This window comes from Rhizobium sp. Root1203, assembly GCF_001424945.1.
Classification (GTDB): Bacteria; Pseudomonadota; Alphaproteobacteria; order Rhizobiales; family Rhizobiaceae; genus Rhizobium.
The window spans coordinates 15,059-37,138 of sequence record NZ_LMCW01000021.1; the positions used below are offsets into that span (position 1 = coordinate 15,059).

21 protein-coding genes are annotated in these 22,080 nt (G+C 59.9%); 11 read left to right on the forward strand and 10 right to left on the reverse strand.

What is annotated here, in order from left to right:
* Positions 1–10: 10 nt before the first annotated feature.
* The 7 genes from ASC97_RS19990 to ASC97_RS20020 form a co-directional block, all read right to left on the reverse strand.
* Positions 11–1,486: an aldehyde dehydrogenase family protein gene (locus ASC97_RS19990; RefSeq protein ID WP_057470106.1), complete on the reverse strand. Its 1,476-nt coding sequence runs from the start codon at positions 1,484–1,486 to the stop codon at positions 11–13.
* A 33-nt stretch (positions 1,487–1,519) separates the two neighbouring features.
* The gene (locus tag ASC97_RS19995) at positions 1,520–2,758 is read right to left on the reverse strand and encodes an NAD(P)/FAD-dependent oxidoreductase (RefSeq protein WP_057470107.1); all 1,239 of its coding nucleotides are present in this window, start codon (positions 2,756–2,758) and stop codon (positions 1,520–1,522) included.
* A 58-nt stretch (positions 2,759–2,816) separates the two neighbouring features.
* The gene (gene dapA, locus ASC97_RS20000) at positions 2,817–3,695 is read right to left on the reverse strand and encodes a 4-hydroxy-tetrahydrodipicolinate synthase (RefSeq protein WP_057470108.1); all 879 of its coding nucleotides are present in this window, start codon (positions 3,693–3,695) and stop codon (positions 2,817–2,819) included.
* Positions 3,696–3,719: 24 nt separating this feature from the next.
* A complete protein-coding gene (locus ASC97_RS20005; protein ID WP_057470109.1) occupies positions 3,720–4,385 on the reverse strand; it encodes an amino acid ABC transporter permease in 666 nt (221 codons plus the stop codon).
* Positions 4,386–4,394: 9 nt separating this feature from the next.
* Positions 4,395–5,057: an amino acid ABC transporter permease gene (locus ASC97_RS20010; protein WP_057470110.1), complete on the reverse strand. Its 663-nt coding sequence runs from the start codon at positions 5,055–5,057 to the stop codon at positions 4,395–4,397.
* Positions 5,058–5,066: 9 nt separating this feature from the next.
* Positions 5,067–5,849: an amino acid ABC transporter ATP-binding protein gene (locus ASC97_RS20015; RefSeq protein ID WP_057470111.1), complete on the reverse strand. Its 783-nt coding sequence runs from the start codon at positions 5,847–5,849 to the stop codon at positions 5,067–5,069.
* A 65-nt stretch (positions 5,850–5,914) separates the two neighbouring features.
* Positions 5,915–6,748 (reverse strand): substrate-binding periplasmic protein, encoded by an 834-nt coding sequence (locus ASC97_RS20020; RefSeq protein WP_057470148.1) that lies wholly within the window; start codon positions 6,746–6,748, stop codon positions 5,915–5,917.
* A 199-nt stretch (positions 6,749–6,947) separates the two neighbouring features.
* On the opposite strand from ASC97_RS20020, the gene ASC97_RS20025 reads away from it, so the two are divergent.
* On the forward strand, positions 6,948–7,667 hold the full coding sequence (locus ASC97_RS20025; protein WP_057470112.1) for a GntR family transcriptional regulator: 720 nt from the start codon (positions 6,948–6,950) through the stop codon (positions 7,665–7,667).
* A 72-nt stretch (positions 7,668–7,739) separates the two neighbouring features.
* Here the strand turns inward: ASC97_RS20025 and ASC97_RS20030 are convergent, their stop codons facing one another.
* A complete protein-coding gene (locus tag ASC97_RS20030; RefSeq protein ID WP_057470113.1) occupies positions 7,740–8,288 on the reverse strand; it encodes a cupin domain-containing protein in 549 nt (182 codons plus the stop codon).
* Positions 8,289–8,428: 140 nt separating this feature from the next.
* On the opposite strand from ASC97_RS20030, the gene ASC97_RS20035 reads away from it, so the two are divergent.
* The gene (locus ASC97_RS20035) at positions 8,429–9,763 is read left to right on the forward strand and encodes an aspartate aminotransferase family protein (protein ID WP_057470149.1); all 1,335 of its coding nucleotides are present in this window, start codon (positions 8,429–8,431) and stop codon (positions 9,761–9,763) included.
* A 236-nt stretch (positions 9,764–9,999) separates the two neighbouring features.
* Here the strand turns inward: ASC97_RS20035 and ASC97_RS20040 are convergent, their stop codons facing one another.
* Positions 10,000–11,718, reverse strand: a complete 1,719-nt coding sequence (locus tag ASC97_RS20040; protein WP_274534162.1) for a phosphoethanolamine transferase — start codon at positions 11,716–11,718, stop codon at positions 10,000–10,002.
* A gap of 321 nt (positions 11,719–12,039) precedes the next feature.
* On the opposite strand from ASC97_RS20040, the gene ASC97_RS33180 reads away from it, so the two are divergent.
* Positions 12,040–12,264, forward strand: a complete 225-nt coding sequence (locus ASC97_RS33180) for a hypothetical protein (RefSeq protein WP_082530086.1) — start codon at positions 12,040–12,042, stop codon at positions 12,262–12,264.
* A 308-nt stretch (positions 12,265–12,572) separates the two neighbouring features.
* Here ASC97_RS33180 and ASC97_RS20050 read toward each other — a convergent pair whose 3' ends face one another.
* Positions 12,573–13,415: a helix-turn-helix domain-containing protein gene (locus ASC97_RS20050; RefSeq protein ID WP_057470115.1), complete on the reverse strand. Its 843-nt coding sequence runs from the start codon at positions 13,413–13,415 to the stop codon at positions 12,573–12,575.
* 97 nt (positions 13,416–13,512) lie between these two features.
* Here ASC97_RS20050 and ASC97_RS20055 point away from each other — a divergent pair, with 97 nt between their 5' ends.
* From ASC97_RS20055 to ASC97_RS20090, 8 genes are all read left to right on the forward strand, one after another.
* A complete protein-coding gene (locus tag ASC97_RS20055) occupies positions 13,513–14,829 on the forward strand; it encodes an alpha-glucosidase/alpha-galactosidase (RefSeq protein ID WP_057470116.1) in 1,317 nt (438 codons plus the stop codon).
* 153 nt (positions 14,830–14,982) lie between these two features.
* The gene (locus ASC97_RS20060) at positions 14,983–15,777 is read left to right on the forward strand and encodes a DeoR/GlpR family DNA-binding transcription regulator (protein ID WP_057470117.1); all 795 of its coding nucleotides are present in this window, start codon (positions 14,983–14,985) and stop codon (positions 15,775–15,777) included.
* Positions 15,774–16,724: an N-acetylglucosamine kinase gene (locus tag ASC97_RS20065; protein WP_057470118.1), complete on the forward strand. Its 951-nt coding sequence runs from the start codon at positions 15,774–15,776 to the stop codon at positions 16,722–16,724. The genes ASC97_RS20060 and ASC97_RS20065 overlap by 4 nt, the downstream gene beginning before the upstream one ends.
* Before the next feature lie 39 nt (positions 16,725–16,763).
* The gene (locus ASC97_RS20070; protein ID WP_057470150.1) at positions 16,764–18,017 is read left to right on the forward strand and encodes an ABC transporter substrate-binding protein; all 1,254 of its coding nucleotides are present in this window, start codon (positions 16,764–16,766) and stop codon (positions 18,015–18,017) included.
* Entirely contained in the window at positions 18,014–18,931 is a 918-nt protein-coding gene (locus ASC97_RS20075; protein WP_057470119.1) for a carbohydrate ABC transporter permease, read from the forward strand. Before ASC97_RS20070 ends, ASC97_RS20075 begins: the two co-directional genes overlap by 4 nt.
* The gene (locus ASC97_RS20080) at positions 18,931–19,788 is read left to right on the forward strand and encodes a carbohydrate ABC transporter permease (RefSeq protein ID WP_057470120.1); all 858 of its coding nucleotides are present in this window, start codon (positions 18,931–18,933) and stop codon (positions 19,786–19,788) included. Before ASC97_RS20075 ends, ASC97_RS20080 begins: the two co-directional genes overlap by 1 nt.
* A gap of 11 nt (positions 19,789–19,799) precedes the next feature.
* Positions 19,800–20,753: an SIS domain-containing protein gene (locus tag ASC97_RS20085; RefSeq protein ID WP_057470121.1), complete on the forward strand. Its 954-nt coding sequence runs from the start codon at positions 19,800–19,802 to the stop codon at positions 20,751–20,753.
* A complete protein-coding gene (locus tag ASC97_RS20090) occupies positions 20,750–22,048 on the forward strand; it encodes a D-tagatose-bisphosphate aldolase, class II, non-catalytic subunit (protein WP_057470122.1) in 1,299 nt (432 codons plus the stop codon). Before ASC97_RS20085 ends, ASC97_RS20090 begins: the two co-directional genes overlap by 4 nt.
* Positions 22,049–22,080 lie beyond the last annotated feature (32 nt).

Below are 22,080 nucleotides of genomic sequence, written 5' to 3' on the forward strand. Positions count from 1 at the left end.
TTCGTGAACCTCACTTGATGTACCAGCCCCAGGGCTTGTCGGTCACGTACTTCGTGATCTGCTTGGTCTCGAGGTAGTTTTCGAGACCCCAGCGTCCAAGTTCACGACCAATGCCTGACTCCTTGTAGCCGCCCCACGGTGCTTCGGTGAATGTCGGCTGCGAGCAATTGATCCAGACGATGCCCGCACGGAAGGAAGCCGCAACGCGTTCGGCGCGGACGTCGTCCTTTGACATCACTGCCGCGCCAAGACCGAAGCGGGAGTCGTTCGAAAGTTCGATTGCTTCTTCCTCGGTCTTGAACGGTTTGACGCAGACTACGGGCCCGAAGATCTCTTCGATCCAGGCGTCGCTGTCCAACGGCACGTCTGTCAGGATTGTGGGCTGCAGATAGTAGCCCTTGTCGAAACCTTCCGGACGCTCGCCGCCATAGGCGACGGTGGCCCCCGCCTTGCGCGCGCCTTCGATCGCAGCGACAACGTTCTCGTGCTGCTTCTTGGAAACCAGCGGTCCGAGAAGGACGCCTTCGTCGAGACCGTTGCCAATCTTGATCTTTTTCGTCTCCTCGACCAGACGGGTCATGAAACGGTCGTAGATCGTGTCCTGGACCAGAACACGCGACGTACCAGAGCAGACCTGTCCCTGGTTCCAGAAGATGCCGAACAAGACCCATTCAACGGCATCGTCAATGTCAGCATCCTCGAAGACGACAAAAGGCGACTTGCCGCCGAGTTCGAGGCTGACGCGCTTGATGTCACGCGCGGCGGCAGCCATGATCTTGGAGCCTACAGGACCGGAACCTGTAAAGGCCAGCTTGTCGACACCCTTGTGATCAATAATGGCCTGCCCGGCGACCGAGCCGGAGCCCGTGATGATGTTCAAAACGCCTGGCGGAAGGCCCGCCTGGTCCACGACCGCTGCAAGCTCCAGTGCGGTCAGCGAGGTGAGTTCGGCAGGCTTAAGCACCATCGTGCAGCCTGCTGCAAGTGCGGGCGCGACCTTCCACGCCGCCATCAGGAGCGGGAAGTTCCACGGGATGATCGCGCCGGCGACGCCCACCGGTTCCTTGACCGCCTTCGATGTGAAGCGGTCATCGGGGAGCGAGATGATCTCTTCGGGCTTGCTGTCGAGCTGCTCGGCGAGGCCCGCATAGAATTCGAAGCAACCTGCCGCGTCTGCGATATCCCAGTCGGCTTCGGGAAATGGCTTGCCGTTGTCGAGGACTTCGAGCCGGGCGATTTCCAATTGTCGGGCGCGGATGCCCTCTGCGATGGCACGCAGAAACTTGGCGCGTTGCGCACCCGTCAGCTTGGGCCAGCCGTCTTTGTCAAATGCCCGACGGGCGGCCTTTACGGCGATATCGACATCCTCGGCAGTGGCAGAGGCGATAGTCTGGATGACTTCCTCGGTTGCCGGGTTTGTGACATCGGAGGTGCCGCCCTTGATGGGCTTTACCCATTTGCCGTCGATGTATAGTTCGCTTCGCATTTAGTTCCCTTGCTTTCGTTGGTCGTAATCGGATCAGAACCGATCGACGCGATAGGGTTTCATGTCGACAGGCGGCGTTACGCCCGTAATGAGATCCGCCATGAGACGGGCGGTGGTGGCGCCGTAGGTCAGGCCGAGATGTCCGTGACCCGTCGCGTACCAGACGTTGCACCGCTTGGCGGAAGGGCCCATGACCGGTACCGTGTCGGGCATTGCGGGACGGTGGCCCATCCATTCCGAGGCGCCCTCGACCTTCAGCTCGGGAAGCGCTTCCTTTGCTCTCTTCACCAGCACCTTCGCGCGACGGTAGTCCGGGGCCGCATCGAGCCCCGCCATCTCGACGGTGCCCCCGACACGAATGCCGCCTGCGGTCGGCGTCACCATGAAGGCACGCGCCGGCCAGATCAGCGAATGACGCATGGAGACGCCAGGCGCCTGGATTTGGGTATGGTAGCCCCGCTCTGTTTCAAGCGGAATTGGCTCGCCGAGCATGGCAGAAAGGCGCCCGGTGAAGGCGCCCGCGGCAAGGACTACCCTGCCCGCCTGCAGCTTTCGGCCATCCTGCATGCGCACGGCATTAACGCCTGCGCTGTCGTGTTCGAAGCTCACTACCTCGCCTCTCTCAACGCAACCACCAAGCTTCCTGAACTGGTCCGCAAGCGCGACGACGAGCGCGTAGGGATTGGCGATGGACCTGTTATCCGGGAAGAGCACCGCCTTGCCGATCTTTGTCGTGACGGCGGGTTCGAGGTCGCGAATTGCGTTCCCGCCAATGACTTCGTAGCGGAAACCGAAGCGGTCAAGAATTTCGATATGTTCGTGGTCGGCCTTGAACTCCGCCTCGTCGGTATAGACGCTGAGGCAGCCCTCGGCGGAGATCATGTACTGGAGGCCGGTTTCGGCGAGCAGCGCGTCGAGGTCTTGGTAGACCCGGCGACATAGGACGGCGCCCGCCGCCTCGAGCTCGCGAAGCTTCGAAGGACGGCTAGCGGACACGAAGCGAAGGAACCAGGGTATGAGCTTCGGCATGTAGGAGGGCCGAATTCGAACCGGCCCCTCGGGATCCAGCATCCATCCAGGCATTTGCGCCCAGATCCCTGGACGGGATGCCGGCATGAACTCCGTCACGGCGATGCTGGCCATGTTGCCGTAGGACGCGCCGGTCCCCGGAGCGTTCCGGTCCAAGAGCACGACCGTCTCGCCACGTCGCTGTAGCTGATAGGCGATTGCTGTGCCGATGATCCCGGCACCGATGACGATGGTTTGAGCCAATTCAGTTCCTCGATCTAGAGAAGATGGCCGGAGGTTCGACCCCGGCCGACAGCATCTCTTACCAGTTCAGGATCGGCTGCATCGCGCCCTTGAATTCCGCCTTTTCTTCAGCGGTCAGCTCTCCGAGAGGAGCACGGGTGATGCCGACTGGAAGCCCCTGGAGTTCGCAGCCGTACTTCACCTTCTGCACGAACTTCCCACTCTCCAGAATGTTCATGGCGCGGTAGAGGACGATCATCTTTTCCCGCGCGGCCTTCAGGTCGCCTGAACGGAAGGTGCGGTCGAGATCGACGCAGGCCTTTGCCATGCAGTTGGCAGGCCCGCAGATCCATGAATTGGCCCCCCAGAACATGAAGTCGAGCGCTATGTCGTCGGATCCTGAGACGAGATCGATGCGGCCGTTGTAGCGGGCGTGGATATCGATGGCACGCTGGAGCGAACCGGAACTCTCCTTGATCCCAAGCACGCGCGGATCGTCGGCAAGAGCGTCCAGAATGTCGAAACCGATCTCCACACCGTCCTTGTAGGGATAGCTGTAGAGCACAAGGTTGACGTCCGTTTCCTTCAACACCGTCTGGAAGTGCGCGAGAAGTTCGTCCTGCGTCGGTCGCGTGTAGAACGGGGTGGCAAGCAAGACGGTATCATAACCGATCTCCTTGGCCGCGAGGGTGTTCTCGATGACTTCGCGGGTCGCGGGCGCGTTCGTGCCGGCAATCAGGATTTCGTCTTCGTTCGCGAAGTCCTTGACGAACTTTAGCACTTCCAGGCGCTCGTCGTTGGAAAGGGCGGAATATTCGCCCGTCGATCCCATCGGGACCCATCCGGTGACACCGGCCGCACGGAGCGCGGACAGGTGCTTTTCGTAGGCCTTGAAGTCGACCTTTCCATTCGCGTCGAACGGGGTGATGAGAGCTGGCATGACGCCGGAAAGTTTCATGGAATAATCTCCTGTAACGGACCGCTAGATTGCGAGTTTCTTGAGGATGCGTCCCTCGACGAGCGTGACTGCTCGGGTCAACGGGAAGGCGATGACGAAGTAGATCAGGGCGACGACGGTCAGCACTTCGACTGGCCGGGCCGTGTTGTTGGATATGTTCTGGCCGACGAACATCAGATCGGCCATGCCGACGGCCGAAACCAGCGCGCTCTCCTTGAAGAGGCTGACGCAGTTCGAGAGAAGCGTCGGGATCGCGCGCAGCACCGCTTGAGGCAGAATAACGCTCGTCACCTGAACACGCGGGGGCAGACCGAGTGCAACACATGCATCCCTCTGCTCAGGGCCGATAGACTTGAGGCTCGCCCGGAAGGTTTCGCTGGTGATAGCGCCCATGTAGAGGGTCAATGCGATGACGCCGGAAGCGAAGTTCGAAAGTTCGACGCCCAGGATCAGAGGCAGGCAGAAGAAAATCCAGAAAAGCTGGATGAGCACAGGCGTGCCGCGGAAGAACTCGACGTAGGTTCCCGAGATCAGGCGAAGGACGGTGCTGCTTGATGTCCGTGCGAGTCCTACCAGGAAGCCTAGCGTGCATCCCAGCAAGATGCAGACGACGGTAAGCTCCAATGTCGTCATGAGCCCGAGAAGAAGCGCATGTTCGAACCGGGCGAGGACGGAGAAATCAAGCGACATTTGAACCTCCTAGCTTGCGAGCTGTTGGCGGCGGCGTTCGAGCAGGCCGACGATCTGGGTGACGGGGAACGAGACCGCGAAGTATATGAGAGCGACGACGGTGAAGGTCTCGATCGGACGATAGGTTTCCGTCGCAAGCGACTTCGCCTCGTACATGAGATCGGCGATCGCAACGATGGCGACGAGCGCGCTCTGCTGGAAGATGACGATGCCGTTCGTCAGAAGCACGGGGACCGAGGCGCGAAAGGCAGTCGGAAACACGATGTAGAGAACGCGTTGCCAGGGATTGAGACCGAGCGCGATGCCGGCGTCGATCTGTTCCTTCGGAACAGCCTGGATCGATGCGCGGTAAGCCTCCGCGTTGAAGGCCGTCAGGTTCAACCCGAGCGCCAGCACCCCCATGGTTATCGGATCGAGAAAGACATCGAACAGCATGGGCACGCAGTAGAAGATCCAGACGATCTGGACGATCGCCGGCGTACACCGAAAGAACTCGACGAACAGCATGAACGGCATGCGCAGGAGCCGGTACGGGCTCATCAGCAGCAGGGCGAGGCCAAAGCCCGCGACGATGCCGATGACGTTCGCAGCGACGGTAAGCTCGAGCGAAACCACCAGTCCCCGCAAAAGCGGCCCAAAGGAGATGGAGTTGAAATCGAACGTGTAGTTCATCGCCACCTCCTATTGCTTGATGTGGAAGACGCGGTCGATGAATTCCTTGGTGCGCTCTTCCTTCGGAGAACCCAGCACCTGTTCGGGAGGGCCGTCCTCGACGACGACGCCGCCGGCGCAGAAGATCACGCGCGATGCGATGTTCTTGGCAAACCACATGTCATGCGTCACGATCATCATCGGCATGTTCTGGGAGGCAAGCTGCATGATGACCTGCTCGACCTCACTGACAAGTTCCGGGTCGAGCGCAGAAGTCACCTCGTCGAACAGCATCAGCTTCGGATCAAGCATCAAGGCACGTGCAATGGCGACGCGCTGCTTCTGGCCACCGGATAGTTGGGCGGGGTAAGCCTTGGCTTTTGCGCCCAAGCCGAACCGCTCAAGGAGTGCCTGCGCGCGGGCCTGCGCCCTCGCCTTCGGTTCGCCGCGAACCTTGCATGGCGCAAGCATCAGGTTCTGTATGACGCTAAGATGAGGGAACAGCGTGTAGTGCTGAAACACCATGCCGATCGATCGGCGGACGTTCGTGTCGATTGCGGTTTTCTTACCGCGTCCTTCCGAAGAGATGTACGGTTTCCCGTCGAAACTGATTGTGCCGCTGTCGATCTGTTCGAGGCCCATCATGACGCGAAGCAAAGTACTCTTGCCGCCGCCGCTCGGGCCGATCACCACGACGCGGTCGCCGGGCTTCATTTCGATATCGATGCCCTTGAGCACCTGGACTGCACCATCGCCGTAGCTCTTGTGCAGCGCCTGCATTTTTACGAGAGGAAGACTGAAAGACATGGTCATGGCCGATCTCGGTTCACATCGAGTGCGGGACAGCGCCGACTTTAACGCCGGCGCTGCTGCGATGGTCAGTTCGAGCCCTTGAGGACCTGATCGACGGCCTTCTTGATCAGCTCGTCGACGTGGCCGGTCGCCACCTTTTCTTCCAGGAAGATGTTGACCACTTCGACGTCGGAAGCCGACATGTCGTGCGGCAGACCGAAGGACACGCCTTGCTTGGCGAGCGCCGGCGTCGGGCTAAGCGCGACCGCCCAGTCCGGATTGGCCTGCGTCAGAAGCAGGTTTGTGTCGGAAGCGTCCACCAGGATGTCGGCACGCTTGGACGTCAGCGCCATGCGCGTCTCGTCGTTGCCAGGCAGGCGCATGATGGTCGCGGTCTTCACCGCGGCCGAGATTGCCTTGTCCTGCGCGGTGCCGGACATGACGGCGAGCGTCACGCCCGCCTTGTCGATATCCGCGACCGAGCTCGCGCCCTGCGGGACCTTTGGGTTGTTTTTGTTGTAAGCGAGGGAGATCTGATACTCCATCGCCGGGATCGAGAACTGTACAGCCATGGCCCGTGCTGGCGTCCGGTTGAGCGCCAGGGAGACGTCCCATTTACCCGCTTGCAGACCCGCTACAATGTTGTCCCAGGTGGTATCGACGAACTCCGGCTTGACCTTCAGGGCATCGGCGAATTCCCGGCAAAGATCCGCGTAGAAGCCCGAGTATTCGCCGGTTGCAGGATCACGCATGATGTATGGCGGGGCGACGGCCGCACCACATTTCAGAACGCCTGCCTTCTGTACGCCCTGCCAATATCCTTCGGCAGTCTGGGCGTGAGCAGAGGTGACGGACATGCCTGCCAAAAGGGCGAGCGCGGGCAGCGCCCGCATGGCGGACGTAATCATCTTCGAAAGCATCGGCATTCCTCTTTGCTGTGCGCGAAGCGCGTTGTTCCACTCGTCGGCTGAAGCCGCTTTTCTTGCTTTTATCTGTCGGCTTGGTGTCGACTGAGGTTATTTTGTCAACAGCGTGTCGACAAAGTCAAGCAGAAAAATTACATTGCGAGCAGCCGGATTTTCTGGCCCAATACCGCACCTGCGAAGGAAAGGGACCTAAGTGTCTGACGAGACCGAAATGAAACGCGCGCGTGGAACCGGCTCGCGAAGCGTATACGAAAGCCTGAGGAACGAGATCCTTTCGCTCGCTCTCCCGCCAGGGCAGCTCCTTGACGAGACAACCCTTGCCGAGCGTTTCAACATGTCTCGCGCTCCGGTGCGGGAAGCGCTCATCCGGCTCGGTTCTGACGAATTGGTCGTCACCCTTTCAAACCGCAGCACGATCGTCGCCCCGATCGAGGTGGCGACGTTCCCCAAGTACGTGGAAGCGCTCGATATCGCGCAACGGATGAACACGCGTCTGGCTGCAGCGCTACGGACTGACGCCGATCTCAAGGTCATCGCCAAACGCGACAAGGCGTTCGCGGCGGCGGTCAAGACCGGAAACCATCTCGCCATGTCGGAAGCCAACAAGGAGTTCCACATGGCGATCGCCTATGCCGGCAAGAACCAATACCTCGCGTCCTTCTACGAGAAGCTTCTTTCCCAGGGCCAGCGCATGCTTCATCTGCATTTCGAATATCTCGAGAGGACGCACGAGGGTTATCTCCTGACGGACGAACATAACCAGATGTTCGAGGCGATCCGCGATCGTAATGTCGATCTGGCAGATGAGTTGGCGCATGCCCACACAAGGCAGTTTCAAGACAACTTCATCAATTTCATGCGTGAGAACTATACGACGGATGTCGCGCTAGGACCTATGAAGGCTGCCGAATAGCGACAACCCGACGGCAGCCATTCAGAGTTCGTGCTCCACGTCGACCAGTTCGCAGCAGATGATGCAAAGTGATTAAAAGGTCGGAGGCGTGCAGGCGCTGATAACCTCGCACGGCACGGGACCAATACATCTGAACCGATGCGGACGCCTGCTCTCGAAGTAGTAGGCGTCGCCGGGTCCAAGGATTCGCCGCTCGTCGTCAACGGTGACCTCGAGCCTTCCGGACAAAACGACGCCGCCCTCCTCGCCTTCGTGGACGAGCGGCACCTTTCCGGTGTCTGTGCCTGGCTGGTAGCACTCTTTCAGGATCTGAAGGTTTCTTCCAAACATGTTCTCTCCTACCTGTCGGTAGGATATGCCCCCCTTTCCGATTTCCACGAGTTCTTCGGCCGCGTAGAACGCCTTTTTGGGCGCCTCCGGTTCGATGGCGAAGAATTCGGCCAGGCCGATCGGGATGCCGTCAAGGATTCGCTTCAAAGCTCCGACAGACGGATTGGTGCTGTTCGACTCGATCAGCGAGATCGTCGAGTTCGGCACGCCGGTCTTCTTCGCAAGCTCGCGTTGCGACAGGTTGTGTGCGGTCCGGACGTATCGCAGCCGGTTTCCGATATCAAACGTCATGGGCGAGTGTTCGCGTTGTTCAAGATAGCCAAAACAATACACCGAGCCACATCAATTTCAATGGGTTACGCCGCGGAAGAAAAGGGCTTGTTCGGAAATCTGAAATGACTGAAACCTGCGTGACGCCGAAGGAGGGCAAGATGGATCAGATCAATATTAAGAACGAACCGGTGCTGGATAACCTCTGGATGCCGTTTACCGCGAACCGCCAGTTCAAGGCTGCGCCGCGTCTCCTCGCCTCGGCCGAGGGCATGTACTACACCGACGTTGACGGTAACCGGGTGCTGGACGGCACCGCCGGCCTGTGGTGCTGCAACGCCGGCCACGGGCGCAGGAAGATCTCCCAGGCGGTCGAGCGCCAGCTCTCGACGTTGGACTTCGCCCCTACCTTCCAGATGGGCCACCCCATCGCCTTCGACTTCGCCGCAAAGCTTGCGAAGATCGCGCCCGGCGGACCTGACAACCGGCTCGACCGGGTTTTCTTCACCGGCTCCGGATCGGAGTCAGTCGACACCGCTCTGAAGATCGCGATCGCCTATCAGCGCGCCATCGGCCAGGGAACCCGTACCCGGATCATCGGTCGTGAAAAGGGCTATCACGGCGTCGGCTTCGGCGGCATTTCGGTCGGCGGCCTGGTCAACAACCGCCGCATGTTCCCGCAGATCCCGGCCGACCACATGCGCCATACGCTGGATATCGAACGCAACGCCTACTCGAAGGGCCTTCCAGAGCACGGCGTCGAACTGGCGGACGATCTGGAACGCCTCGTCCAGCTCCACGGAGCAGAGACGATCGCCGCCGTCATCGTCGAACCGATGTCGGGTTCGGCAGGCGTCATTCTTCCTCCGAAGGGCTATCTCCAGAAACTTCGCGCGACCGCGGACAAGTACGGCATTTTGCTGATCTTCGACGAAGTCATCACCGGTTTCGGCCGCCTCGGAACTCCGTTCGCCACCGACTATTTCGACGTCGTCCCCGACCTCGTCACGACCGCCAAGGGCCTCACCAACGGCACCATTCCGATGGGGGCGGTCTTTGCAAGTCGCGAGGTCTATGACGGACTGATGGTGGGCGCGGAAAACGCGATCGAACTGTTCCACGGCTACACCTACTCGGGACATCCGGTCGCCTGCGCGGCGGGCATTGCCACGCTGGAAATCTACGAGGAGGAGAGCCTTCTGACCCGCGCCGCCGAACTCGCCGAACACTGGCAGGAGGCGCTCCACTCCCTGAAAGGTTCCTCGCATGTCGTCGACATCAGAAACCTGGGTCTCGTCGGCGCCATCGAACTGGCACCGCGCGACGGTGCTCCGGGAACGCGCGCCTACGACGTCTTCGTCGACTGCTTCAAGAAGGGTCTCCTGATCCGAGTGACCGGCGACATCATCGCCCTGTCGCCTCCCCTGATCATTGAGAAGTCCCAGATCGGCGAAATTGTTTCAACGATCAGCGAAGCGCTCAAGCGGGCGGCGTGAAAGTCCTGTGCGGGCCGGCTTTCGGCCCGCACCAACAGCGTTGTTATTTGCGCTCGGCCGCCAGCGTTAAGTGCCATTCGGCTTTCACGTTCTCGCGGCATAAACTCGATGATGACGCGACCCGGCAAAACGGTCGAACTGCGCATGCGCTGACCAATAAAAATTCGTCGATTCCGTTGTGACGTTTCGACCTTAGTGCAGATATGGCCGCCGCCGACCCGGCGCCATCGCGACCCTCAACTAGATCGTCGGCCACCCGAACTTAGAGGCGCCGAAGGGGATCGGAACGTGCGTGCCCGCCCGTCCGCGTTCGTATCAGCGCTGGCGACGTGCGTGCGTTCCTTCCTGCAGCCTGAGAAGACGTCGAGCTCTGGCCGGTAGACTTTGGTGGCAACGTCCATCAGGCCAAGGAGGCTGTGGAAGAAATTATCGTGGGAGTGTTGACCGCGTGCCGTCCTTGCCAAACATGCCATGTCGAAGCCGGCCGTCGTCTGTAATTCTGGCGACAGCCATACCATGAAGGGAACATGTGTCTGCTGCGGCGGCGCAATGATATAGGGCGCGCCGTGCAGGTAGATGCCATTTTCCCCCAATGACTCTCCATGATCGGAGACATAGACCATGGATGTGACAAACCGGTCAGACCGTTGTTTCAGCCTTTCGATAACAGTGGAAACCACATGGTCGGTATAGAGGACAGTGTTATCGTAAGCATTCCTGATCTCTTCAGGCGAGCAGCTCCCGAAATCATCGGCGCGGCAGTCCGGCTTGAAGCGACGAAAAGCCTCGGGGTATCGCGCGTAGTAGGCCGGACCATGGCTCCCGAGCTGATGTAGGACAAGGACACTGTCCGACTTTACCTGGTCGAGCCAACCATCGACCCTGTCAAGGAGGATGGCATCCTGGCATTCACCGTCCTTGCAAAACCGTGGGTCCGCCGAATCCGGGAGAAACTCGTAAGGAACCCGGTCCGTGATATGGTAGCTTCCAGTATCGTTGTCGAGCCAAGTGACATTCACCTTGGCATGGACGAAAACATCAAGAAGGTTTTGCGTTTCCAGACCCTTGCGGTGCGTATACTCGGTCCTGGGGTAGACCGAGAACATGCATGGCAGCGATACTGCAGTGGCCGTGCCGCAGCTGCTTGTGTTCGGAAAGTACACGACATCCCGCTTCGCCAGCTCCGGATTCGTCTCGCGTTGGTACCCGCCGAGCGAAAAATCGTCCGCCCTTGCTGTTTCGCCAGCAACGACAATCACCACTCGGGGCTTGCCCGTTCCGTTGCTGTTGACGACGTGGGCGTCTGATCCCAGAGGATGAGCGACTACATTGGCATCCTGCCCGGACGAGACGGCAAACTTGATTGCATTGGTGATCGGGGCAAAGGGGTTGAGCGTATCCAGTATGTCGTTGTGCGCACGCCCTACTCCAGCGAATGTCCGATAGTCTCCGAGGCCCACAACCGCAAAGACCGCGACGCAGGCCAAAATGACGGCTGTATTGTGCGCAAGCTTCTGGAGAAGGGGCCGATGCCGAACCCGAACCCAAAGGATGAGCAGCGATGGCAGGACAGCGGTAAGGAAAAGATGCAGGCCAAATCTCGCGGTAATCAGATGCCCCGCTTCTGCGCCTGTCGAAACCGCGGCGTTTCGGATCATCTCCTTGTCCACAGTCACGCCGAATTCATCCGTGAACCACGATGCCGCTGAAGCGGAAACTATCAAGAAGATCAGAAACGGCTTGGTTGCGTACTTCGCAGAGAAGGCTGTGACTACAGCCATGCTGGCCGCGGCAATGCCAAGAACGAAGAGAGCGAATGCGAAGTGATCGGCGGCAAAATACCCAAGCGCCTTCCACCAGAAAGTCTTGTTTGTGGCGATCAGCACATAAGCCGTCGCCAACACACAGAGCATAACGCTTCCAATTTCAGGTCGGAAAACCTGCGCGCCACGTATGGATTTAGTCTCAATCAACTCAATGTCTCCGCAACGGTCAACGTGGAAGACCTCAGAATTTGAGACTTGCCTTCCGCCAATCGATCCCGATGACCTCATTTACTGACATCAGCCTGAACGCGGTGTTGCAATTGGGCACGACGTTGCGACTTCGCGCATGACGTTTTTGAGGCCGGATACCACTTGACTGCGCCTGGGCCCGATCGCCCCATGCCTTTAAAATGTCGGGCTAGCAGATGGCGGATATCAGTCGATGTGATGCGGAAACTTGACTAGAAGCTCTGTTTCGGCAAGGCTTACCGGAGCCTGAATCGTGAGCCGATGACCCCTGCGCGCTTTACCGAATGCCTTCTCCATATCCGCTGGACACCAATGAATCTGGCGAGTCTGCTGCAATGCGATCTCGCACTGGTTGATGCGTGGGAATCGGGCGAAGAAGAAATCCCAGAGAAACTTGCCGGATGGCTTGAAACGTTGGCGGTCGCCCATGAGGCGACAGGCATACTAAGCGACTATCGCGGTCTCCGGTATGGATTCAAGCAATAAGCGCGAGAGGGGATTTCGTTCCGGCAAGTTCATCACATGTGGCGCATTGAACGTACACAATTTCATCTTGCAGCTAGGTTGGCCAAGCCTGCTCGCGAATACCACCAAAGCCCAGGCCAAGAAACTTGCGGCCAAGGGCAAGCGGTAATTTTAGCCACGGGTGCAGTTTCGGCCAACGATAGCTGGGAAAAATTCCAAGTCGAAACTAAACCGCCCAATTGTGCGCTCGGCAGTCACTGAGACATCGCTTTGCAGGCATCAATAGCACTGTGCGGAGTCCCAACACTAGCACTGTGCAAGGTCCCAACCTACCCCGATCGCGTCATGAGACGAAACTGGCGTGGCGTTGTTTCAGTCCGTTTCCTGAATATGTCGTAGAAGCGCGCGGCCGAGCCGAAGCCGCAGTCGTGGGCGATCTCCAGTATTGGATCGTCCGTCTCGGCCAGCCGTTGCATCGCGCGAGCCAGCCGAAAACGCGTGAGATATTCCATCACAGAAATTCCAAGCACATCGCGGAATGCCCGGTTTGCCGTCGTTGGATGAACGCGCGCGAGTTTCGCGATCGAGGTGAGTGTCAGCGCTTGCGCATAGCGCGTGCTGATCAGGTCAGTGAGAACCTGCGTGTACCTGATGCCGGGTCCTGCCAACGCCGTCGCTTCGCGGCGATCGAAACCGACATCCGCATGATCCAGGATCAGCCGCCGCACACGCAGCCTGACCTCGTCGGTCACCAGTTGCCGCCACGCTTGATCGCCACGGCCCCACTCATCGAGCCAGCGGGCACCCGAGGCGCCATCGGAAGGATTAGGCTCGTGGATGAACGCCCCCTGCAAAATCGCCTGTCTTGCGCTCGTTTCGATCGGCATCGCGAGAAAATCAACGAGCGGGAGATAGACGCAGACAAGCGGCGATTGCGGGGTGACGAAGATGGTCTGGTGGGGGATGGCCGCCCAAAACAGAACAAGGCGCCCGGCCTCGACATATTCCTGCTTCCCGTTGAACAGGTAGGTCATCGATCCCTCGAGCAGGAGGTTGATCTCTATGTGATCATGCCAATGCGCCGATGTCATCGTATCGGCCACATGTTGCTCGATTAGAAAATCGCGCGGCGATCCGACCCACTTCTCTGCTGTGCTATTCCCCCCGCTCATAGACGATTGCTCCGATCCGAGAATTCTTTTGCTTTTTGCAGGAAGAAAATCCCGATTGGAAGAGGCATTACGGTTCGACCCACCAGAGGAGAACCACATGCCGAAAATTTGCCTTGTCGGAGCCGGAAGCACCGTTTTTGCCCAGAACATCCTCGGCGACGTCCTGTCGACGCCATCGAAGCACGACTATGTCATTAGCCTGTTCGATATCGACCCCGAACGTCTAAAGACATCGGAGATCGTTGCGCGACGCATATGCGAGACGCTGAAGCTCAATTCGGTGCGCATCGAAGCGACGCTTGATCGTCGGCAGGCGCTAAGAGGATCGGACTTTGTGATTCTCATGATGCAGGTCGGCGGCTACAAGCCAGCGACGGTCACAGATTTCGAGGTGCCGAAGAAGTACGGCCTGCGACAGACGATCGCCGATACACTCGGCATCGGGGGCATCTTCCGGGGCCTCAGAACAATCCCGGTCCTCGAGGCGATTTGCCGCGACATGGAGGAGGTGTGCCCCAATGCGTTGCTGATGCAGTATGTCAACCCGATGGCGATCAACTGCTGGGCTATAAAAGAAATCGCGCCGAGCATCCGCAACGTTGGCCTCTGCCACAGTGTGCAGCACACCGCGCAGCATCTTGCCAGCTGCCTCGGCGAAAACATCGATGGCATCAACTACCTCTCGGCCGGGATCAATCACATCGCGTTCTTTCTCAAGTACGAGAAGGTCGACGCCAATGGTGGCCGCCAAGACCTGTATCCGAGGCTCAAGGCGCTTGCCGCCGAGGGCAAGGTTCCCACCGACGACCGGGTCCGTTTCGACGCCCTGAAACGGCTCGGCCACTTCGTCACTGAATCCAGCGAGCACTTCTCGGAGTATACGTCCTGGTACATCAAGGATCGGCGGCCGGAAATGGTGGAGCAGCTCAACATTCCGCTCGACGAATATATCCGTCGTTGCGAGGTGCAGATCGCCGAATGGCATGCGCTGCGCCAGGAGCTCGAAGGCGGCAAGCCGATCGAGGTGTGCCGCAGCAACGAATATGCGGCCGGCATCATCCACGCGGCGGTAACCGGGAAACCGGCGCTGATCTACGGCAATGTGCCGAACAACGGCATGATCGAAAATCTTCCGCCGGAATGCATTGTGGAAGTTCCCTGCCATGTCGATCGCAATGGCATCCAGCCGACCCGCATAGGCAGGATCCCGTCCCAGCTGGCCGCCGTCATGCGGTTGAGCATTTCCGTGCAGGAACTGACCGTGGAAGCGGCGCTGACCGGGAAACGAGACCGGATCTATCAGGCGGCCCTGCTCGATCCTCACACATCGGCCGAACTATCCCCTGACGAGATCTGGCACATGGTCGACGATCTGATCGAACAACACGGTGACCTGCTGCCCAAGTATCACTGACCAAGCCCTACCCCTTCATCAGCGGCGCCTTCCCGGAGGCGCCGTTTTCTTTACACGTAAACAAAACGATCAAAAAACATCACAATGATGATTGACATTGATCTTTCCAAATGAAAATCTGAGTGAAATTAGATAGCCAAAAGGGAACCTGCCTTGAACCAGAGCGGCGGCCTCAAGACTGATCGGCAGGGTCTCATCCGCAGCCATCTCTATGCCAACGGCTTTTCGACGATCCAGGACATCGCGGATGCCGTCGGCGCATCGCTTGCGACCGTGCGGCGCGATCTCCAGCTGTTGCAGGAGGCTGGTGCGATTGATCGTGTTCACGGCGGCGCCCGCATCGCCAAAGGGTCTTCAGTCGAACTGGCGTTTCAGGAGCGCGAAAAACGTCAGCTGGGCGCCAAGCGAGCGATCTCGAATGCTGCCTATAAGCGCCTGTCTCCACGGACCGCAATCTTCCTGGATGCCGGCACGACGGTGCTTCAGCTTGCCAAGCTGATCCGCATCGATCCCATGCCGCTGCGCATCTTCACGAACGGCCTGATCGTGGCGCAGGAATTCATGAACGTCCCGAACCTTGACGTCGTCCTTCTCGGCGGGCAGTTGCGCAGCGAAAACGCATCGCTGGTTGGTCCGCAGGCCGAAGCCATGCTGGAAACGATCTGGTTCGACCAGCTGTTTCTCGGTGCAAGCGCGGTGAGCGGCGATGGCGCGATCTACAGTGTGGACAGCGCCGAATCGAGCCTGAACCGGAAGATGCTCTCGCGATCCAGCAATCGGTTCGTCCTGGCGGATTCCTCGAAGTTCGGCACGACGGCGACCTACAAGGTTGCTCCCTTAAACAGCGCCAAGCTGATCACCGACGCTGATCTCTCAAAGGACTGGCGTGCACAGCTCATTGATCTGGGTGTCGAGACCATTTTTGCCGATCAGGGAGCGAAGTCTTGAGCGAAGATCTGATCCTCGGCATCGATGGCGGCGGCACCAAGATGATGGTGGCGCTTGCCGATCGCAGCGGACGCATCCTTCGCACCGGTCTGGCCGGCGGTGTGAACGCCATGGACAACCCGGATTGGCGGACCGAACTCGAGACGCATATCGAGCCGTTTCGCCGCGAGAAGCGCCTGACCGCTGTCGCGGCAGCGTTGCCCGTCTACGGAGAGGTCGCCCATCTCTCGCTCCTTCTCGAAGAGACCATCGAACAAGCCTTTCCGAATGCGCGGACACGCGTCCTTAACGATGTCGATGCAGCTCACCTCGGCGCACTGGCTGGCAAGTCCGGCATTCTCATCCTCTCCGGAACCGGATCCATGGCCTGGGCCCGCAACGCCGAGGGCAAGCCTGCTCGAACCGGCGGCTGGGGCGACGTCATTGGCGACGAAGGGAGCAGCTACTGGATTGGCCGGCTGGCACTCAACGTGATCAGCCAGAGCCTTGATGGACGCCTGCCGCCGACCGCCTTGGCCAAGGCGGTCTTCGATCATCTTGGGCTCGATCAGGCCGACCTGATGGACAGCCTCGGTGCTTGGGCGACGTCATGTGCGAACCGGTCAAGTATTGCCGCCCTGTCCGCAGTGGTCGATCGCACTGCGCTCGGCGGAGACGCCGCGGCCATTGGCCTGCTCGACCTTGCGGCGAACGAACTCGCCAAGCACCACTGCGCGATTGCCGGTCACTGCGAGCCGAGAGCCGACTGGACTTTTGCCGGCGGTACGTTCCGGAGCACAGTGCTCCGGAAGGCGCTCGAGCGACGTATCGGCCGCCCACCGATTGCTCCGAAATTACCACCGATCGGCGGAGCGCTTTTCGCTGCCGCCCAACTTCTCGACTGGCCCACAGACGAAGGCTGGATCGGGCACGTCGCCGCATCGGCAAAAGCGGCGTTTGCGCAATAAAATAATGTAAAGCCTTGATAACAAAGAAGGATGGGAACCATGCGTAGAACAATCTTATCACTGCTCGCCTCAGCCGCCCTGGCTGTTGCTCTTCCCGCCGCGGCGCAAGACAAACCGCTCGCCGGGCAATCAATTACCGTGCTGATGCCGTCGCCGCAGGGGCCCGACATCGCAGCCGCGTTCGAAGCAGAGACCGGCATCCATGTCGACCTGCAGACGCTGTCGTGGGACGACATCCGACCGAAGCTGGTGACAGCGCTGGTTGCCGGCACGGCGCCGGCCGACGTGACGGAATTCGACTGGTCCTGGACCGGCCAGTTCGCAGCAGCCGACTGGTACATGCCGCTCAACGACGTGATTGATGCCGACTCCGTCAAGGACATCGGCGTTGCCAAGATCTTTACGGTCGACGGAAAGCTGCTCGGCGTGCCCTATACGAACGACTTCCGCGTGATGCTCATCAACAAGAAGCACTTCGCCGACGCCGGCGTCACCGAAACCCCGAAGACGCTCGACCAACTGGTGGCAGCCGCCAAGCAGATCAAGGAAAAGGGCATCGCCACCTATCCGATCGGCCTGCCGGTGTCTGCAACAGAAGGCGCCTCGACGAGCTGGTACCTCCTGACCAAGGCATTCGGCGGTGAACTGTTCGACAAGGACTTCAACCCGCTCTTCACCAAGCCTGATTCCGCCGGCTACAAGGCGCTGGCCTTCGAACTGATGCTCCTGAAGGAAGGTCTCGTTGATCCGGCCTCCACCGGCCTCAAGGACAGCCAGATCAACGAAGGCATGTTCTCCCAGGGCCTCACCAGCATCATGATCTCGGGTGAGCCCGGCCGTCTCGGACAGATGAACGATCCCAAGCAGTCGAAGGTGGCCGGCCAGGTCGAAGCGATCCTGGTGCCGACCGAGAGCGGCGAGACCCGCAGCTTCGGTCTGCCGGAAGCTCTGGCGATCCCGAACGTCTCGCCCAACAAGGAAGCGGCCGTTGCTTTCGTCAAGTGGTTCACGAGCCGCGAGTTCCAGAAGAAAAACATAGCGAACGGCTTCCTGCCGACCCGTACGTCGGCATTGGCCGAGCTTAACTCGGAAGGCAAGCTGAACAGCGGCGATGCGCTCGTCGCGCAGTCGAAGACGGTCGAGGCACTGTTCCCGCAGGGTACGCCTCCGTGGTATCCGCAGTTCTCCAGCGGCGTGAACACCGCGATCAACAGCGCTGCCAAGGACCAGATGACGGTTGACCAGGCTGTCGAGAGCATCGCTTACGCCGCCAAGCAGGCGATGGCGCAATGACCGCTGTCGCCTATAAGGAGACTGCAGCCAAGAAGGGTGTCGGCTCAAATGCCGACACCACTCTGGGGGTGCTGCTGGTCTCCCCCATCCTCATCACCATGGCGGCGCTCGTCTTCTATCCGATGGCGCGAACGCTGTGGGACAGCCTCCACCGGGTGAACCCGATGCAGGCTGGCAGGCCCTTCGTCGGGCTTGAGAACTACACGCGCATGCTGTCCGACGCGCAGCTCGGCACGACCTGGGTCAACACCCTCATTTATGTCGTACTGGCCGTGCTCGCGGAAACGATATTCGGCGTGCTCGCCGCCTCTCTGATCAATCAGCTGAGGGTCGGTCGGCAGTGGGTTCTTGCCGCGGTCATCCTGCCCTGGGCGCTTCCGGGTGTCGTCAACTCCGTGATCTGGTTGTGGATCTATCAGCCTGGCGCCGGTCTCCTGAACGGCATCCTCACGTCGCTCGGGCTTCCGTTCGAAAACCACGTCTGGTTCAACGATCGGACGAGCGCGATCATCGCCGTCACCGTCGTGCATGTATGGCGGATGATGCCCCTGACGATCGTCATCGTTCTCGCGGCCATGCAGAGCATTCCCTCGCATCTTTACGAAGCAGCGCGCATCGATGGCGCGACGCGTCCGCAGATGTTCGCGCTCGTTACGCTTCCGCTTGTTCGCAGCGCCATTGCGGTTGCCATGACCAACGCCACGGTGAACGCCTTCAACCTATTCGACGAAGCCTGGGTTCTTGCCGGGTCCAGTCTCGAGACGCGCCCGATCCTCGTGCAGATCTATCTGGAGACCTTCCAGAACTTGCGGTTCTCCTACGGCATGGCGCTTTCTGTCGTCATCACCTTCGTCTCGCTTCTCGTCTCGCTCATCTACGTCCTTCAGGTCTATCGCAACACACGGTTCGACTGATGAAACCCACCCTTCTCTATCGCCTTCTGATATGGATCGGCGTCGCCGTGCTGCTGATCTGGTCGCTCGGTCCGATCTACTGGACGATCGCCAGTTCCGTGACGCCGACGGACGACTTCTCGGTGAGGCCGATCCACTTCTTCCCGCAGCACTTTACCTTCGACCACTATTCCCGCCTGCTCGGCATCAACGTCGACCGCATCGGCGGCGTGGAGGTATGGCGGCAGTTTCGCGCGGCACTGTTAAACAGCGTCGTCACATCGGTAGCAGCAACGCTGCTATGCGTGGCCATTTCCGCGCTGGGTGCCTATGCTTTCACCCGCATGCGTTTCCCTGGCCGCAACGCACTCTTCGGCCTTGTTGTCGCGACGCTGGCGATCCCCGCCTATGCCGTGCTGATCCCGCTCTACCAGATCATGATCAAGATGCATCTCGTCGACACCTATGTCGGCGTCGCTCTGATCTATGTCTCGGCTTACCTGCCGCTTTCGCTCTGGCTGCTGCGCAGCGTCTTCGAGGCACTGCCGCTGGCACTGGAGGAGGCCGCACAGCTCGATGGCGCGGGACGTCTCTACATATTCTTCAACATCGTGCTGCCGCTCGCCGGCCCAGGTCTCACGGCCGCGGCGATCCTCACCTTCCTCGGCGCCTGGGGACAATACCTCGTGCCCCTCATCTTCTCGCCGCAGGCGACCAAGCCATTGACTGTTCTCATTCCCGAGTTCGTCACGAAAAACTTCATCGACTACGGGCTGATCACGGCCAGCGGTTCAATCGCGATCGTCATCCCGGCCCTCGTCGTCATCTTCCTCAACCGATACCTCGTCAGCGGTCTGCTGGCCGGCTCGGTCAAGTAATCGGAGCCACCATGAACACGACCGAAAAAGTCATCCGCGAACAGTTCCCCTTCTGGGAGAAGGCGCTAGGATCAAACGCCGCGACCGCGCGTGACGATGTGCTCGTCTATGTCGGTTGCGGAACGTCCTACTATCTCGCCATGTCGCTGGCAGCCTATGCGAACAGTGCGGGACGCCGCGCAATCGCCGTACCCGGTGCCGAATGGCTCAATCGCCCGTCATTCTTCTGGCCCGAGTGGAAAAACACGCATGTGGTTGCGATCTCACGCAGCGGAGAAACGACCGAGACGGTCGCCGCCGCCAGGAAGGGCCGCGAGAACGGCGCCTTCGTCACCGCCCTGACCGTCGAGGCGGAGAGCTCGCTTGCGAAATGCAGTGACAACGTCGTTGCCTCGCCGACCCACCGCGAAGAAGGCATCGTCATGTCGGTCTCGGCCAGTCTCATGCTGCTGCTCGGTCTGCAGATGATCGGCCATACGATCCCGGCATCGACCGTCGCATCCGCAATCAAGCTCGCCGATGCGCTCGACACTTCCCTCAGCAAACGCGTTCTGGATCGCAGCCATTTCGTCTTTCTCGGCGGCGGTCCGCTCTTCGGCATTGCCGCAGAAGGCGCGCTTAAGCTGATGGAAATGAGCCAGGTCCTGACGCAGCCGTTCCATCCGCTCGAATATCGACACGGCCCGATCAGCCTTGTCGATGAGAAGACCGCGGTCATCATGCTTTACAGCCCCGATCAGAAGGATGCCGAAGCCAAGCTCGTCGAAGAGCTCCGGGAAAAGGGAGCCATCGTCATCGGCCTCGGCGGCCCTGGCGATATCGAACTGCCTGTTGATGCCGATCTCTCGGTCGCAGCACTCGTCGTTCTCCCCGCCCTGCAGATCCTCGGTGAGCGTGTCGCGCAATCGAGAGGCATCGACACTGTATCGCCACGGCACCTGACAAAAGTTGTGACGCTGGCATGACCGACATTCTCGATCAAAACCGCACGAGTGCCTTCTCCAAGCTCTTCGGCACGCGCCAGGGCACTCTGCCCCGCGGTATCACGTCGGTCTGCTCAGCCCATCCGCTCGTGATCGAAGCCGCCTTGCGACGGGCGACGATGGAAGGCGCTGTGGTTCTGATCGAGGCCACGTGCAATCAGGTCAACCAGGAAGGCGGATATACCGGAATGACGCCAGCTGCCTTCCGGCGGTTCATCGAGCGGATCGCCAAAGAGGTCGCGTTTCCGCTGGAGTCCATCATCTTCGGTGGCGATCATCTCGGTCCCAATCCCTGGAAGAAGCTGGGTGCGGACGAAGCGATGGCGCGAGCAGAAGAGATGGTCGCGGCTTATGTCGAAGCCGGCTTCGAGAAGCTCCATCTCGACACGTCGATGGGATGCGCGGGAGAACCGGCGGCACTTGACGATGAAGTGACCGCCGAAAGGGCAGCACGTCTGGCAAGCGTCGCGGAGGAGACGGCGCGCCGCAATGGGCGGCGCCCGCCGGTCTATGTCATAGGCACTGAAGTCCCTCCCCCCGGCGGTGCGACGCACGCGATCGAAGAACTCGAGGTGACGAACCCCGAAGCGGCATTGAAGACGCTCGATATCCACGCAACGGCCTTCGAGAAGGCTGGCGTCGGGTCGGCGATGGACCGGGTGATCGGTATCGTCGTACAGCCGGGCGTCGAGTTCGGGAACGCCAATGTCGTCCTGTACAAACCGGATCGCACCCAGGGACTGGCATCCACACTTTTCCGGATGCCGGGACTTCTCTTCGAGGCGCACTCGACGGACTACCAGACCGGCTGCGAGCTTTCGGCTCTTGTCGAGGACGGCTTCGCCATCCTGAAGGTCGGCCCTGGCTTGACCTTCGCATTGCGCGAGGCGCTGTACGGGCTCGACGCTATCAGGCACGCACTCGATGGCGGGTCGGACAGCCTTCATGCCGAGATGGAGGCGATCATGCTGACCCAGCCGCAGCATTGGGCGGGTCACTACACCGGTTCGTTCGACGAAATACGTCTGCAGCGCCATTTCAGCTACAGCGATCGAATTCGCTACTATTGGCCGGACGAGCGGGCTTCCAGCGCGGTAGATGCGTTGATCGCGGGACTTCCCGATCAAATTCCGGAAACGCTGATCAGTCAGTATCTGGCCCGTGTTTATCCTGATGTCGTCACAGGACGCGTGGCCCCGCGGGCTCGCGATCTCTGCCTCGCCGCGATCGATGCGGCACTTGCACCCTATTCCGCGGCCACGGCCAGCCGCCACTAAGTTTCGAAAGCGCCTGACAATTTCGGGCGGCC

Bases quoted from the DNA above. Each gene is read 5' to 3' on its own strand.
- ASC97_RS19990 (WP_057470106.1), bottom strand. From the start codon at position 1,486: ATGCGAAGCGAACTATACATCGACGGCAAATGGGTAAAGCCCATCAAG.
- dapA (WP_057470108.1), bottom strand. From the start codon at position 3,695: ATGAAACTTTCCGGCGTCATGCCAGCTCTCATCACCCCGTTCGACGCG.
- ASC97_RS20005 (WP_057470109.1), bottom strand. From the start codon at position 4,385: ATGTCGCTTGATTTCTCCGTCCTCGCCCGGTTCGAACATGCGCTTCTT.
- ASC97_RS20010 (WP_057470110.1), bottom strand. From the start codon at position 5,057: ATGAACTACACGTTCGATTTCAACTCCATCTCCTTTGGGCCGCTTTTG.
- ASC97_RS20015 (WP_057470111.1), bottom strand. From the start codon at position 5,849: ATGACCATGTCTTTCAGTCTTCCTCTCGTAAAAATGCAGGCGCTGCAC.
- ASC97_RS20020 (WP_057470148.1), bottom strand. From the start codon at position 6,748: ATGCTTTCGAAGATGATTACGTCCGCCATGCGGGCGCTGCCCGCGCTC.
- ASC97_RS20030 (WP_057470113.1), bottom strand. From the start codon at position 8,288: ATGACGTTTGATATCGGAAACCGGCTGCGATACGTCCGGACCGCACAC.
- ASC97_RS20035 (WP_057470149.1), top strand. From the start codon at position 8,429: ATGGATCAGATCAATATTAAGAACGAACCGGTGCTGGATAACCTCTGG.
- ASC97_RS33180 (WP_082530086.1), top strand. From the start codon at position 12,040: ATGACCCCTGCGCGCTTTACCGAATGCCTTCTCCATATCCGCTGGACA.
- ASC97_RS20050 (WP_057470115.1), bottom strand. From the start codon at position 13,415: ATGAGCGGGGGGAATAGCACAGCAGAGAAGTGGGTCGGATCGCCGCGC.
- ASC97_RS20055 (WP_057470116.1), top strand. From the start codon at position 13,513: ATGCCGAAAATTTGCCTTGTCGGAGCCGGAAGCACCGTTTTTGCCCAG.
- ASC97_RS20070 (WP_057470150.1), top strand. From the start codon at position 16,764: ATGCGTAGAACAATCTTATCACTGCTCGCCTCAGCCGCCCTGGCTGTT.
- ASC97_RS20075 (WP_057470119.1), top strand. From the start codon at position 18,014: ATGACCGCTGTCGCCTATAAGGAGACTGCAGCCAAGAAGGGTGTCGGC.
- ASC97_RS20080 (WP_057470120.1), top strand. From the start codon at position 18,931: ATGAAACCCACCCTTCTCTATCGCCTTCTGATATGGATCGGCGTCGCC.
- ASC97_RS20085 (WP_057470121.1), top strand. From the start codon at position 19,800: ATGAACACGACCGAAAAAGTCATCCGCGAACAGTTCCCCTTCTGGGAG.
- ASC97_RS20090 (WP_057470122.1), top strand. From the start codon at position 20,750: ATGACCGACATTCTCGATCAAAACCGCACGAGTGCCTTCTCCAAGCTC.